Below are 14,145 nucleotides of genomic sequence, written 5' to 3' on the forward strand. Positions count from 1 at the left end.
CTGTCCATCCGAACGGACAGTGCTTTAAAACGCATGGGCTCTCGAATTGCGCGGGCTGGTCGGAATATAATTCTGCCTCAGCCTCAACTGCAGCAGCGGCTGCCTGCGCAACGCGGTAGATTGGAACTTCAAAGGTAGAGGGACCATGCGCGCGCCGCTGCAGCAAATCGAGACATCCGGCGAACTGCCGCAATCCGCTGACGTGGTGGTGATCGGCGGCGGCATCGTAGGCATCTTCGCGGCGTATTACCTGGCACGGCGCGGCCTGAAGGTCGCGCTTGTCGAAAAGGGACGCGTCGGTGCCGAGCAGTCCTCGAGGAACTGGGGATGGTGCCGCCAGCAGAACCGCGACGCCCGCGAGCTGCCATTGGCAACCCGAAGCCTCGACCTGTGGGACAGCTTTGCGGCTGAAACCGGCGAAGACACCGGCTTTCGCCGCTGCGGCCTGCTCTACCTCAGCGATGACGAGGTCGAACTGGCCGGCTGGGCGCGCTGGCGTGACTTCGCCAGAACGGCCGGCGTCACCACCCATATGCTCGACGGGACAGAGGCCAGCGAGCGAGCCCGCGCCACAAGCCGAACCTGGAAGGGCGGCGTCTTCTCGCCGACCGACGGCACCGCCGATCCGTCGCGGGCCGCACCCGCTGTCGCCCGCGCCATCGTCAAGCTCGGGAGCACCGTGCACCAGCATTGCGCCGCGCGCGGCATCGAAACCGAGGGCGGGCGCCTGAGCGGCGTGGTCACCGAAAGCGGAACGATCCGGACCAAGGCTGCGGTGCTGGCCGGCGGCGCCTGGGCCTCTTCGTTTTGCCATCAGTTCGGTTTCCGCTTCCCGCAGGCATCGGTCCGCTCCTCCATCCTGTCCGTCTCGCCCGGTGCGGAGGGCCTGCCGGATGCGCTGCACACGGCACGGATTTCGGCCACGCGTCGCGGCGATGGCGGCTACACGCTTGCCATAAGCGGACGCGGACGCGTGGACGTGACACCGCAGCAGCTGCGCTTCTCGTCGCAGTTCCTGCCCATGTTCCTTAAGCGGTGGCGAAGCCTCGGACCCGGCGGGCTGCAAGGCATGCGTTCGGGCCACGAAACGCTGCGGCGCTGGCGACTCGACCGGCCGACGCCGATGGAATGGATGCGCATCCTCGATCCGGTTCCCGATCAGGCGACCATCCGCCTGACGCATGCCCGCGCGATCGAGCTGCTGCCGGCACTGCGCCAGACCAAGATCAGCGCGGCCTGGGCCGGCTATATCGACAGCACGCCGGACGGCGTGCCCGCCATCGGCGAAATGCATTCCGTCCCAGGATTCTTCCTGGCCGCCGGATTTTCGGGACACGGCTTTGGCATCGGGCCGGGCGCCGGGCACCTCGTAGCCGATCTGATGACCGGTTCGGAACCGATCGTCGATGCTGCATCCTACCATCCGCGGCGCTTCGACGCTTCGGCCTGGGGCAAGGTCGCCGACTTCTGAGACGTGATCAATGCCGACATCCAGGCGTGGCTTTCGCAATCGCATCAGCCCTCCCGAAGAAAGGCGCCAATAGGAGCCGGCCGGACAGGAGCCTGTCCGCGAAACCGGCCGACAGCATCGGGCGCGCAGCCGGCTTGCGCCGCGATGAGTTCGACGGCGCCCAACTGACAATAGCGCCCCTGGCAGCGCCCCATGCCGACGCGAGACAGCGACTTCACCCGGTTGGCCTCACCGCTGCCGAGGTCCGCGCCCTCGCGCACGGCTGCGACACTCACGCTCTCGCAGCGGCAGACGATCGCTTCGTCCGGGAGCGCCCGCACCATCGCGGCGGGCCAGGGAAAGGCGCGAGCCAGACCACGGGCAAAGCGTTCGACCCGCGCGCGCTTGCGCAGATCGGCGCTGGCGACGGGCGCCTGATATCCGAGATCTGCAAGGCACGCCGCCGCAGCAAGGCGTCCCGCGATCTCGGCGCCATCAGCCCCGAGGAGACGGAGCCCATCGCCAGCCAGGTAGACGCCGTTGCCGGCCCGACCCATCTCGTCGGTCTTCGGCAGCCATTGTTGCCATTGCTCGTCATAGCCAAAGGCGCATCCTGCCAGGTCGGCCAAATGGGTTTCGGCCCGCAGGTGCCAGCCCATGCCGATCATGTCGCAAGAGGTGTGGCACTGCCGGCCGCCAGCATCCCGCCAGCACAAGGCTGCGACACCCTGCTCATCGGCCTCGATCCGCTCCAGCGTCACGCCCGCATGATAGCGGCGACCGAGCCGCGCCCGCAGAGCCAGGCCGCGCAGCGCGACAACCGGCCGGGCGGCAAGTCCCCAAAGACCCCGCATCTGCTGTCGCCAGGAGGAGGTATCCAATACAGCCGCCACGTCCGCCCCAGCCTTTACAAGTTGGGCGCCGACCAGCGTCAGCAAAGGCCCCGATCCGATCAACACGATCCGCCGCCCCAGTGCCACGCCCTGCGCCTTGAGTGCGATCTGCGCCGCACCAAGGCTGTAGACTCCGGCATTCTGCCAGCCGGGGACCGGCGCGACGCGGTCGGACGCGCCGGTGGCAAGGATCAGGCGGTCGTAGCTGGTCACCTGCACGCCGCTCTCCCCCAGCACGTGTAGCCGGCCCTCATGCATGGCGATGACCGAGCTCGCCGCGCAATGGATGAGCCGCCCCTCTTTGGCCAGCCGGTCGAAGAGCTCATGCAGCGCGCGCGCCTTCGCAGCCTCAGACCCGTAGAGCTGCTCCGGCGTGCGGATGAACCCGTCAGGCGGAAGGCGGTAGATTTGCCCACCAGCGCGATGCCCTTCGTCGATCACCACAGGCTGGAGCCCAGCCTCGACCAGCGTGGCGGCGGCCCTGATGCCGGCGGGACCGGCGCCCACGATCACGATCCGTGGCGATGATGTCTCAGTCACGGCCAGCTCTCCGGTGGCGTCGTGCGTAGCCGCATGCCCTCGGTGACTGGCGTCGAACATGCCCGCAGGCGCGGCCCCTCCTCCTGCCATAACCAGCAATCCTGGCAGGCTCCCATCAGGCAAAAACCGGCGCGCCGCTCAGGCCCGAACTCGGACCATCGCAAGGCGTGTCCGGAAGCCAGCGTCGCGGTCAGCACGGTGTCGCCCGCAAGTGCAGCGCGCATCTCGCCGTCAAGAAAGAAATGCACCTCTGCCCGGTCGCGCTCGGCCAGCCGGACGATGCGGCCGGCCGTGTTCATTCCGCTGCCTCCCGTATCGGGCGGGGACGTGGCAATTCGGGGAACCGTTCGCAGACCGCATCGAATGCCGCCTGGACGCCTTCTGGCCCCGAGCGCCCCTTCATGCGACGGAAAATCTCCGTCTTGGCGAAGAACCGCCAATGGATGGGCAAGGCGTCCAGCACGGCGTGGAGGCGGTCATAGGCCGCCGGCGTCCACTGCGTCTCGTAAACTTCGCGCTCTGGACCGAAATGGAAATGGCCGGCCGATGGCTCCTTGCCTGCGCGCAGCAGGTTAGTCGCCTGTTCATCGATCTCGCCGCCGCGGATGACAACGCCGTAGTCGCGTTCGGCCGCTGCCGGCGAGATATAGCCGCGCCGCGCGTCCTGCGCGACCCGCCAAGGCTCGCGCTGATGCGGATCGCCGCGCCCACCGCCTCCGGCGGAGCGGATTTCGAGCATGTCGCCGGGCTGCAGGACGGCGGTGTCGATGTTGCCCAGCCGCCGCTCGTGCGCGGTCCCCGGATTGACAACCATGTCCGACAAGCCCGCCGCCTTGCCGCCCAGCACGCCCCAGGGCCGGAAGAAGCTGCGGTCGCGGTTGCGCGCCGTGATCCGGGAGTCCGGCGCGAAGACGCGGAAGGCCATCTCGGTTGCCAGCCCGCCGCGCCAGCGGCCCGCTCCACCGCTATCCCGGGCGAGCCCGTATCTCACGAATTCGACCGGAGTCTCGGTTTCGGTAATCTCGATCGGCGTGTTCTTGAGATAGGCGGCATCGGCGCCCGATCCGTTGGTGCCGTCGCGATGCGGCATCGCGCCGCCGCCGCCCACCACGGGGTTCACCGCAGCGATGACGGTCCGGCTGGTGCGCTCGTCCGTCGTCATGACGTTGACGATGCAATTGTTGCCGGCCGGAGCAGCAGGCAGGCGCTCCGGAACCGCTTGCGAAAAGGCGCCGAAGATGACCGATCGCAGGCGGGCGCAGGTGAGCGAGCGCATGCCCACGGCGGCGGGATAGACCGGGTTCAGCACCGAACCTTGAGGGGTGATGCAGGTGAAGGGCCGGGTGAGGCCCGTGTTGAGCAGGATCTTCGGGTTGAGCGTATAGAGTACATAGTAGACGCCGACGAGCAGCATGGTGTGGCGCGGGTCACCGCCCGAGGGCACGTTGAGCGAGGAGCCGAGCTGCGGATCGGAACCGGTGAAGTCGAGCACGGCCTCGTCGCCCTTGATCGTCAGCCTCAACTTCAGCCGGCAGGGATTGGCCTCCACTGAATCCTCGTCGGCATAGTCAGCGAATTGCCATGTGCCGTCGGGCATGGAGCGCAGCACGTCGTGCGCCTGCGCCTCCGCATGGTCGAGAAGCGCGGCAACGCCTTCGACGAAGCCGGCCTTGCCGAACTTCCGCACCATCGCCTGGATCTTGCGCTCGCCGGTGTTGAGCGCGCCGACCAGCGCCTTGATGTCGCCGATGTTGAGATCTGGCTTGCGCACATTGGTGCTCATGATCCGCAGGATCATCTCGTCGAAGACGCCCTCATTCACGAGCTTCATGGGCGGAAAGCGGATGCCTTCCTGATGGATTTCGGTCAGCGCCCGGCTGAGCGAAGCTGGCACCGCACCGCCCATGTCGGTGTTGTGGATGTGCCCTCCGGTCCAGGCGACGATTTCGTCATCGACGAAGACCGGCTTCCACAGATGCGTGTCGGGCGCGTGGGTGGCAACGTGGCCGGAATAGGGATCGTTGGTGAAGGCAACATCGCCCGGACGGTAGTCGTCCACCATCGCGATCGCGCAGCGATACGAAAGCCCGGGATACCAGGTGGCGCCAAGTTCCATCGGGACGGCGAAGGTTGCCCCCGAACGGTCCATCAGCATCACGGTGAAGTCCTGCGTCTCCTTGACGAAGGCAGAGTGCGCGGTGCGGTGCAGCGTGTGGGCCATGTTCTCGGCGGCCGCGCGGGCATGGTTAGCCAGAACCTGCAGTTTTGTCCGGTCAAACAAAGGCATCACTCCGGGAAGGTTAGCAAAAGGTTGAGATGGCGGTCGACGCTTGCTTGCGCGCCTGCGGGAATAGCAAAGGTGGTGTCTTCCTGTACGACCACAGCAGGCCCGTGGAACGTGCTGCCCGGAGCGAGGGTCTGCCGGTCGTGGAGGTCGATGGTCTCGACATTCACGCCCGTATAGACCGAGAGCCGGCGCGCCGGAATGGCCGGGGCGGCGATCACGTCGATCTCGGGGAAGGAGAGTTTCGGCCCCGCGCCTACGGCGGAGAGCCGGACATTCACAAGTTCGATCGTGCCATACGGGTCGTGGAAATCGTAGAGGCGTTGATGGGTGAGGTGGAAGGCGTCCGCGATGGCAGCAGCGTTGCCGTTCGCCAGCCATTCCGGCGAAAGGACGACCTCGATTTCATAGCTCTGCCCGATGTAGCGCATGTCGCACGATAGATTGAATTGCGCGGCCGCGTTGTGCCCCTGCGCCACCAGCCAATCGCGGCCCTCTTGCGCGAGGGTCTCGAACGCCTCGCGGATTGCGGGTAGCGATGTGCCCGATAACGGGCTGAACATGGTGCGAATGAAATCGCCGCGCAGATCCGCCACCAGCCCGCCAAGCGCCGACACCACGCCGGGGCGGCGGGGCGCCATGACGCGCTTCATCCCGAGTTCGCGGGCAAGAAAGGCGCCAAGCATCGGGCCGCCGCCGCCAAAGGGCATCAGCGTGAAATCGCGCAAGTCGACGCCGGCGCGCGAGGCCAGTTTCTCGACCTCGACGAACATCTCCGACACCGCGATGTCGAGGATCGCCTGCGCGGTCTGCTCGACCGGGCGGCCGAGCCGGGCGGCAAGCTCGCCGACCGCGCGCTGCGCCAGTCCGGTATCGATGCTGAGCTGGCCATAGGCCATCTCGCTGTGGCCGAGCCATCCGCACACCACCATGGCGTCCGTCACCGTCGCGCGTTCGCCACCACGGCCGTAGCATGCCGGTCCTGGCGTCGAGCCGGCCGACTCCGGCCCCACCCGCAGCACACCTTGCGCATCGACACTGGCGATCGAACCGCCGCCGACGCCGATCGAGCTCACCGAAACGGAGGGGATATGGAGCGGAAATTCGCCGATCAGTTCGCCGGTGCCGAACTGCGGCTTGCCGTCGATGATGAGCGCGAAGTCGGCCGAGGTGCCGCCGATGTCGAGGGTAAGGATCCTGTCTTCGCCTGCCTGACGCGCTAACCACGAGGCGCCGATGACGCCGGAAGCCGTTCCTGAAAGCAGCATGTTGACGCAGGCGTGTTTGCCTTCGGCAGCGTTCATCAGCCCGCCGTTCGATTTCGTCAGCATGGGGCGGGCCGGCACGCCTTGGCCCTTCAGCCGCTCTTCCAGCGCCGTCAGATAGCCAGAGACACGCGGATGGACATAGCCGTTGAGAATGGCGGTGGAGCTGCGCTCGTATTCGCGAATGACCGGCCACACCTCGGCCGAGCAAAAGACGAAGAGCTCGGGCGCAAGATGCGCTATCGCTGCCTTCACGGAGGCTTCCTGCACGGCATTGCGCCAGGAATGGAGGAAGGACACGATGATCCCTTGCGCTCCATTCGCTTTCGCCACTGCCACCGCCCTCTCCACCGCCGCCATGTCCGGCGCCCGGGATTCGCTGCCATCGGCACGCATGCGGACCGGAATGCCGAACACCATGTCGCGCGGGATCAACGGGTCCGGCCGCGAGCAGAACAGCGAATACATGTCCGGCATGCGAAGCCTTGCGAGTTCGATAACGTCCTCGAAGCCGGCATTGGTGAACAGGGCCAGCGGCGCGCCCTTGCGCTGGATGATCGTGTTGATGCCGACGGTCGTGCCGTGCACGAAGCGCGTCATATGGGCAGGGTCAAAACCTTCGCGCTCGGCCAGCAGGGTGAGACCGGTCATCAGTTCGGCGCCCGGATCTTCCGGCGTCGTCAGCACCTTTAGCGATGCGAGGCGTCCGGAATTCGCTTCGAGCGCGCAGAAATCGATGAATGTCCCACCGATATCGACGCCGACCTTCCAGTCGGCCTCGTTCTGCGCCTCATCTGCCGTGATGACACCATCCATGATGCGTCCCTTCCTGTCTGCCAAGCAAAACTGGCACGACCGGATGGTGCAGGTCCAAGACGTATGACGGGCAAGGATATAAGTCCTGCTTATGCTTTCACGCGATGCTCATTCAGGACGGCGGCACAGGCCGCGCGGATCTCATCGCGCATCATCTCATCGGCGCGTGAAAGGGCCCGCGTCCGCGAGGTGAGAAGCGCGATCGGAAATTCCGGCCCTGCCGTCAGCGGCCTGACCGCAAGCCCGGCAAACTGATGCCAAGGCAACAGCGCGTCGACCAAGCCGATGCCCAGACCGGCCTGGACAAAACCAACCGCGGAGATGGATACGTCGATCTCGAGCGACGGCGAAAGCGCCACACCTTGCGCGCGGGCAGCGTGGGCCAGTTCGTCGGCGGGGCGGGTGTTGCCGCGATATGATATCAGCTCCTCCCCGACGAGGTCGGCGAGCGTCAGTTCGGCTTTCTTTTGCAGCGCGTGCCCGGCGGGCAGCAGGCATGCGAAGCCGACGCTGCCGATCACCTCCGCCTCGATATCCGGAGGGAGCCGGTCGTCCATAGCCACGCCAAGGCTGGCGTCGCCCGCACGCAGCATGTCGACGATGGCGGCGATCGGCGCGCTATGAGCACGCAACATGATGTTGGGGTGCAGGGCCCGGAATTTGGTGAACGCATGCGGCAAGATAGCCATGGCTGGCGGTGGTGAGGCGGCGACCCGCACCAGCCCTGCCCGACCCAGGCGTAGATCGGTGGTCTTGCGGCGCAAGCCTTCAAGGCCCGCCGACAACCTCTCGGCATCGGGAAAGATCTCGAGCGCCTCCGGGGTCGGTCGCAACCGGCCTTTCACCCGCTCGAACAGAGTGAAGCCGAGTTCGTCCTCGGCGTGGAGTAGGATCTGGCTGAGCGCGGGCTGGGAAATGTTCAGCATCCGCGCCGCGGCAGTCACGGTGCCCGCTCGCATGACGGCGATGAACACTTCGAGCTGCCGGGCCCGCATTGCCACTCCATAGGTAAAGCTTATGGCTTCTGTCTAAACCCATCTTTGACGCAATACCGTCGCGCGGACAAGATTGGTCAAGGATTCAATGCAAGAGGGCGCCATGGATGTGATCGTGCTGGGCGGCGGGCTGATGGGAACGGCTTCGGCCTATTTCCTCGCCCGGCGTGGCGCGCGCGTGACATTGATTGAGCGCCACCGGATCGGCACTGGAGCAACGGTCGCCTCCTTCGGCAACATCCGACGCACGGGGCGTCATCTGTCCCAGCTTCCGCTGGCCCATCGCTCGCTCAGGCTGTGGGGCGAGACCGAAAAAATGCTTGGCCGTGACCTAGAATTCCGCGCTACCGGCCACATCCGGCTGATCTTCGATGAAGATAGCCTCGCCGACATGCGGGCATATGCCGAAGCGGCGCTGCCCTGGGGGCTTGAGCTGGAGGAGCTCGGCCCGCGCGAGATTCGCGCCCGTTTTCCCGGTCTCGGTCCTGATGCTGTTGCGGCGTCGTTCTCGCCGCACGATGGCAGCGGCAATCCGCGGCTGATCGCACCGGCCTTTGCCGAGGCGGCCCGCAAGCTCGGCACGGAAATCATTGAGGGAGCTGAGGTCGATAAGATCACCTACACGGGCTCCAGCTTCCTTGTCGCCAGTCCAAAAGGTGCATTCGCCGCTGAGTTTCTGCTCAACACCGCCGGTGCCTGGGGCGCGCGCATCGCCGCGCAGTTCCGCGAAGAGGTCCCGCTCGACGCCCGCGGCCCGCAGATGGGCGTGACCGAGCCGCTGCCGCATCGGATCCTGCCGGTGGTCGGCATCTGGACGCGCGACAAGGACCATGGCGCCTATCTGCGTCAGGTCGAGCGCGGCAACATCGTCTTCGGCGGAGCGGCCGAACGAGCTGTGGTGGACCTCGATCCAGGTCACGCGGCCGCCGACCCCATGAACCTGCCAACGCAGTTGCGCGCCGTAGCGCGACTGCTGCCGGCGATCGCGCAGGCTACGGTCATCCGCACCTGGTCAGGCTGCGAGGGCTATGTCAGGGATATGCTGCCGGTCATGGGGCGCTCGGCGACGACGCCAGGCCTGTTCCACGCCTTCGGCTTCAGTGGACACGGCTTCCAGCTCGGTCCGGGCGTGGGCGACGCCATGGCCGAACTCATCACAACCGACCGTTGCGAAACGCTGCTCTACGATTTCAGGGTCGATCGCTTCGGCCGCGCCGCCTGAAGGAGCAACTTCCGACATCCGCGCAACGATGGCTCCTTTGGCCGCCAAGGGCGGGATAGTCAGTCTCGCCGGCGCCTTCGAGTATGAGGATCTCAAGCGGGCGTTGCGCGCCAGGTCGGCAGAATCATGAACGCCGCCAGGATGAATACGCTATCTCCAGCACCAGCCTTCAAATCATCGAACCTTGACGAACCCCGGCGTCGCCGCTCACGGGCATTCTGGAGCCTGCTACGGACGTGCATTCCGCACAAGTCAAAGAGATCGTCTTTCGCCCTTTGACGAAGACGAGCGCCCGACCGTCCCCATCGGCCAGCTACGGGGACCGGTAGCCCGACGCTCGATGGCGCAGGAATTGGGTTGCCTCGCCATAGTCAAATTACCATATGGGAATATTACAGCCCAGTCCCTTGCGCGCTTTCGGCACAATGAACCCGGCGGCTGCGGCCGATGGGAGTTTCCAGGACGTCAACCTCCACGCCGCCAAGCGCCGCTGGCTTAACGGTGGTAAGCGCCTTACGGCAGTCCAAAAAAAGCAAATTGGGTTGGAATAGTTTCCCGCTGGTCCCAGTATACGGCATATGAAGGCGAGCTTCGACGTCACTCCTCATCTGGAGGATCTCTGGCGGTACGGTCGGGTGCTCACGCACAACGACGCAGACGCCGATGATCTGGTGCAAGAAGCGCTTGCTCGCGCCCTGACACTGGCTCGCAGCTACGACGGCTCGCGTCCGCTTATGCCGTGGCTGATCACCATCGTCCGGAATACGTTTCTGACAAGTGCAGTCCGCGCGGAGGCCGAGAGGCGCCGTCTTGCGGCCTATGCTGAACAGTCCAACCCGCAGCTTCTACCATCTCAGGAGCATAGCGCCGAGCTCTCCAATGTGCGGAAGGCATTGGCGGAATTGCCGACCGAGCAGGCCGAAGTCCTCCATCTGGTCGGCGTCCTGGGTTTCACTTATTCCGATGCCGCTGACGTGCTCGGCGTACCGCATGGAACTGTCATGTCACGCCTGAGCCGCGCTCGGTCCGCATTGAAACGCAATATGGAAAAATTGACCGACAGCGCACCTGTGCGGTTGAAAATCGTAGGAGGCCGCCATGTGGCCAAGTGACCGTATTTCCGAAGAAGAGATCAACCGCTTTCTCGACGGCGAGCTGACCCAGCCCCAGAGATCTGACCTCCAGGCCCGTCTTGCTCTGGAGCCGGAGCTGGCGGCGGACGTGTTTGCGCAGGCACAGCGCATGGAAGCTTTGCGCGTCGCTCAACCGCAGCGGCTTTTCCCACCGCGTGCCAGCGTGGACAAGGCAAAGCGACTGGAAAATGCATTTCGGCGGCGAAGGATATTTAGTGCACTCAAACTGCAAACGGCAGCCGCCTTGCTCGTTTTGGTGGGTTGGTCGGCCAACTCATTGACCCTGCCTCTCCGGCAGGGAGGCCAAACCACAGATGAGAATTTCATTCTCGCCGCGCGTGATGCCTTGCGTGTCGCTCAGCTGAATGCCGGCCCGGAAAAAGGCAGTGAACCAAAGCAGGACAAGATCGAACGACTGGTCGGCGCAATGAACATCAGCATGCCGGATCTTCCAGCGACATGGAGGGTGAAAGATGTTCAGGTGCAGCCCTGGAACGGGCGGCAGAGCCTTGTCGTGACGGCCGACACGCCGAGCGTTGGCCGGATCACACTGGTTGCGGTCGCGATGAGCGGCGAAGACGCTGTACCGCCTACTCCCGCTACGGATGGCCGCGTGCCGACCGTCTACTGGCAATCGGGTGGCACAGCCTACGCTCTGATGGGTCCTGCCGCGCCAGATCGGCTTGAGAAAGAAGCTAAGGAAATCGAAGTTGCTACGCGGAGGAACGTTGCTTCCAAGAGAAGGGGCTGATGACCAAAACCACAAGCACTAGCCAGAGGAAGGTGAAGCTGCATGTCTGCTGAGCAAATTCAGAAACATTTCGTAAAATTTCTTGGTGCAGATGTGGGGGTATCGTTCAGTGATCCTGCGGACCCACGTGAGGTGGTTCTATACCGGCCAGACAGACTTTCTGAGACATTTGTGACGTGGGCTTTCGAAGAGCTCGAAAAGACCGCACCAAATATCGCAAGGAAGATTGACCGAGTGCTCGTATCCTATGAAAGTCGGCTTGGCCGCACTCAGCGTGGCGTGAATATGTCCTCAAGTAACAGGGCGCGTCACCCCCTAGATCCCGAGCCGCCTTCAAGGCCTGAAGCTTCGGGACAAGCAGCATGATACGGCTTCCGACGCCGACAACAGAAGCAATGCGGTACTACCCGTCGACGTGCCCAGTTTGCGCAGGAACTGCACTCGCAGCCGATATCATCCTGCGGAAAGTCGAATTCCAGTGCGCTCGTTGCGGCGGATACGAGATCACCGTCGCTGCGCGATTGGCAATGAAAGGCATGTCGCAGGATCATCGCGAGGCGTGGCTTTCGCAGGCCCGGCAACAAACTTCCGATACTCGGGGAATTGCGCTCATAGCTTGTGCGAATGAAGATCTGACCGGCGGTGAATAATTGCAGTTTGGGAGATCAGCACCGAGTTCGTGTGAGTGTCCATGACAACACGAACGTCACGGTCTTCGACGAAAGGCGCGCAAGAATGATGCTGTTCGAGGACGCGCACCCGCGGGCGTTTCCTCGCGGCCCGGCATTTCCGGCGGGGTTGGTGCCGGGCCGATCTGCCCTGTTATTCAGAGCATTTGCGGAGCGATCCACGGCAAGGGAACGGGGCGGCGCAGGGGCGCTGGAACCAGCTGAAAGGGCATTCATGTGACGGATGGGGCTTCCGGGGGCGAGCGCAAAAATGCACGGCTTGCTGATCTGCGCGCAGCGACAATGCTACGCGAGACCACCTATTTGTCGTTCGATGTGGCGACCGAAAATGCACTTTTAGCAATAGCCACCGAGATGAACATGAGCCGCCTGGATGTCATTCGGATGGCTTTGAGTGATTGGCTGGAATCTCGCAACGAGTCCCGTATGGCCGCGAATGAATAGCTGCGCTGGCGATCCCGCCCTGGTATTGTTTGCAGCGAACAGCCGTATGAGTAGCATGATTGGAATGGAAAAGGACTGGCTGAAAATCACCCTTTGGGTAATGCTGGCTACCTCAGTCTCGAATTGCATCTGCCCCCGGTTTTTTACGCCGCCGAGGCCTGCATGGCGGGCCAAATGGATATGACCCTTCGGTAGCTTCCCGGCCATAGAGCAGGATCGACAAACTGCGAATTCCATCAAGTCGGCCAGCCAGATCGGTCGCTGCAGCTCCTACGCCTTGACGCCTTCAGTAGATTCCGCCCGCCGCCGCCGGATCGCCTCGGCGATGAAGACGCGCGACAGCGCGTGATAGAGCGGCTCATGCGAGATCAAGCGCGCCGTGCCGTAGCCCAGCATCGAGGCCAGCATCAGCGCGATGACATTGTCGTGATTGCCGGTCATCTCCAGGATGATGACGAAGGCTGTCATCGGCGCCTGCACCACGCCGGCGAAATAGCCGGCCATTCCGAGCAGCGCCGCCGCCCCTGTGCTGGCGCCAAAGAGGAGGCCAAGCGAACTGCCGATGCCGGCGCCGACCGCCAGCGAGGGCGCAAAAATGCCGCCCGGAATGCCAGAGATCATCGACAAGAGACCTGCCAGCAATTTCTCGGCGAGGAAGAACAATGGAAGCGGCGAGCCTTCTACCGCGCTACGCGCCTGAGCATAACCGGTGCCGAACGTGAGCCCACCTGAAAGGATGCCGATTATCGCCACCGCCAGCCCACAAATGGCGGCCACCAGCAAGGTACGCCACAAGGGCTGCAGCGCGTTCCAGCGCCGGATTCGCCGCGTCGCCTTTAACGCCAACAGCGAGAACAGCGCGCCCAAACCGCCGCCAATGACGCCGCAGGCAAGCACCAGCGGCCAGGCGGCAGCGAGTGAGATCGTTTCCTTGGCAACGCCGAAATAAGTGTAGTTGCCGAGCAGCCCGAGCGACGCGATGCCTGCCAAAATCACCGCCGTTAGCACCAGCCCGTTGGTGCGCGCCTCGTAGGTGCGGCCCATCTCCTCGATGGCGAAGACGATGCCGGCGAGCGGCGTGTTGAAGGCGGCGGCGATGCCGGCAGCCGAACCGGCCAGGATCAGGCCGCGCGCCTGCGCCATGCCGCCCCAGCGCGCCACCTGCAGCATCAGCGACGCGCCCACCTGCACGGTTGGCCCTTCGCGGCCGATCGAGGCACCGCAGAACAGGCCGACGATGGTGAGTGCGATCTTGCCGACGACCAGTCGCAGCGAAAGGATGTGGCTGCGGTCTTCGTCATCGCGCAAGTGTCGTGCAGCGATCGCCTGTGGAATGCCGCTGCCCTGCGAGCCAGGAAAGAAGACGTAGGCAAGCCAGGCGCACAGGATGAAACCGAGTGGTGTCAAGGCGAGCGGCAGGTAGCTGCGCGCGCCGCCACTGTCGCCAGTGATTTGATGGAACAGTGCCTGCGCTTGGTCCGCCAGAACAGCGAACAGCACGCTGATCAGGCCGATGGCAATGGCGCCGGCCCAGAACACCAGACGCGGCTGCCAAACGCGGCGCGAACCCCACATCGCGCGCGAACGGCGGACCATTCGGGACTTTGTAATCTGTCGAGTCACGGAAGGCTGTCCTGTTAGGCAAGGAGCACTACTAACACGA

General features: G+C 64.4%; 11 protein-coding genes. 5 read left to right on the top strand and 6 right to left on the bottom strand.

Going from position 1 to position 14,145, the window contains the following annotated elements; genetic code table 11:
• Nucleotides 1-145: 145 nt before the first annotated feature.
• Nucleotides 146-1,471 (top strand): FAD-binding oxidoreductase, encoded by a 1,326-nt coding sequence (locus tag ASD12_RS04745; RefSeq protein WP_056582440.1) that lies wholly within the window; start codon nt 146-148, stop codon nt 1,469-1,471.
• Nucleotides 1,472-1,515: 44 nt separating this feature from the next.
• On the opposite strand, the gene ASD12_RS04750 is transcribed toward ASD12_RS04745, so the two are convergent.
• From ASD12_RS04750 to ASD12_RS04770, 5 genes are all read right to left on the bottom strand, one after another.
• Nucleotides 1,516-2,883 (bottom strand): FAD/NAD(P)-binding oxidoreductase, encoded by a 1,368-nt coding sequence (locus tag ASD12_RS04750; protein WP_056582441.1) that lies wholly within the window; start codon nt 2,881-2,883, stop codon nt 1,516-1,518.
• Nucleotides 2,880-3,182 (bottom strand): (2Fe-2S)-binding protein, encoded by a 303-nt coding sequence (locus ASD12_RS04755; RefSeq protein ID WP_056582442.1) that lies wholly within the window; start codon nt 3,180-3,182, stop codon nt 2,880-2,882. Before ASD12_RS04755 ends, ASD12_RS04750 begins: the two co-directional genes overlap by 4 nt.
• Nucleotides 3,179-5,164: a hydantoinase B/oxoprolinase family protein gene (locus ASD12_RS04760; protein ID WP_056582731.1), complete on the bottom strand. Its 1,986-nt coding sequence runs from the start codon at nt 5,162-5,164 to the stop codon at nt 3,179-3,181. The genes ASD12_RS04755 and ASD12_RS04760 overlap by 4 nt, the downstream gene beginning before the upstream one ends.
• A gap of 5 nt (nt 5,165-5,169) precedes the next feature.
• Nucleotides 5,170-7,248 (bottom strand): hydantoinase/oxoprolinase family protein, encoded by a 2,079-nt coding sequence (locus tag ASD12_RS04765; protein WP_056582443.1) that lies wholly within the window; start codon nt 7,246-7,248, stop codon nt 5,170-5,172.
• Nucleotides 7,249-7,337: 89 nt separating this feature from the next.
• The gene (locus tag ASD12_RS04770) at nt 7,338-8,243 is read right to left on the bottom strand and encodes a LysR family transcriptional regulator (protein ID WP_056582444.1); all 906 of its coding nucleotides are present in this window, start codon (nt 8,241-8,243) and stop codon (nt 7,338-7,340) included.
• Nucleotides 8,244-8,346: 103 nt separating this feature from the next.
• Here ASD12_RS04770 and ASD12_RS04775 point away from each other — a divergent pair, with 103 nt between their 5' ends.
• The 4 genes from ASD12_RS04775 to ASD12_RS33955 all read left to right on the top strand — a co-directional run bounded on the left by ASD12_RS04775 (nt 8,347) and on the right by ASD12_RS33955 (nt 12,482).
• On the top strand, nt 8,347-9,465 hold the full coding sequence (locus tag ASD12_RS04775) for an FAD-binding oxidoreductase (protein ID WP_056582446.1): 1,119 nt from the start codon (nt 8,347-8,349) through the stop codon (nt 9,463-9,465).
• Between the two features lie 578 nt (nt 9,466-10,043).
• Nucleotides 10,044-10,577, top strand: coding sequence for a sigma-70 family RNA polymerase sigma factor (locus tag ASD12_RS04780; RefSeq protein WP_056582447.1), 534 nt, complete (start codon nt 10,044-10,046; stop codon nt 10,575-10,577).
• Nucleotides 10,564-11,349, top strand: coding sequence for a hypothetical protein (locus ASD12_RS04785; RefSeq protein ID WP_056582448.1), 786 nt, complete (start codon nt 10,564-10,566; stop codon nt 11,347-11,349). Before ASD12_RS04780 ends, ASD12_RS04785 begins: the two co-directional genes overlap by 14 nt.
• Before the next feature lie 905 nt (nt 11,350-12,254).
• The gene (locus ASD12_RS33955) at nt 12,255-12,482 is read left to right on the top strand and encodes a hypothetical protein (RefSeq protein WP_156398533.1); all 228 of its coding nucleotides are present in this window, start codon (nt 12,255-12,257) and stop codon (nt 12,480-12,482) included.
• Nucleotides 12,483-12,752: 270 nt separating this feature from the next.
• On the opposite strand, the gene ASD12_RS04790 is transcribed toward ASD12_RS33955, so the two are convergent.
• Nucleotides 12,753-14,078 (bottom strand): chloride channel protein, encoded by a 1,326-nt coding sequence (locus ASD12_RS04790; RefSeq protein ID WP_056582449.1) that lies wholly within the window; start codon nt 14,076-14,078, stop codon nt 12,753-12,755.
• Between the last annotated feature and the right edge of the window lie 67 nt (nt 14,079-14,145).

It is taken from the genome of Mesorhizobium sp. Root102, assembly GCF_001425625.1.
Lineage (GTDB): Bacteria > Pseudomonadota > Alphaproteobacteria > Rhizobiales > Rhizobiaceae > Mesorhizobium.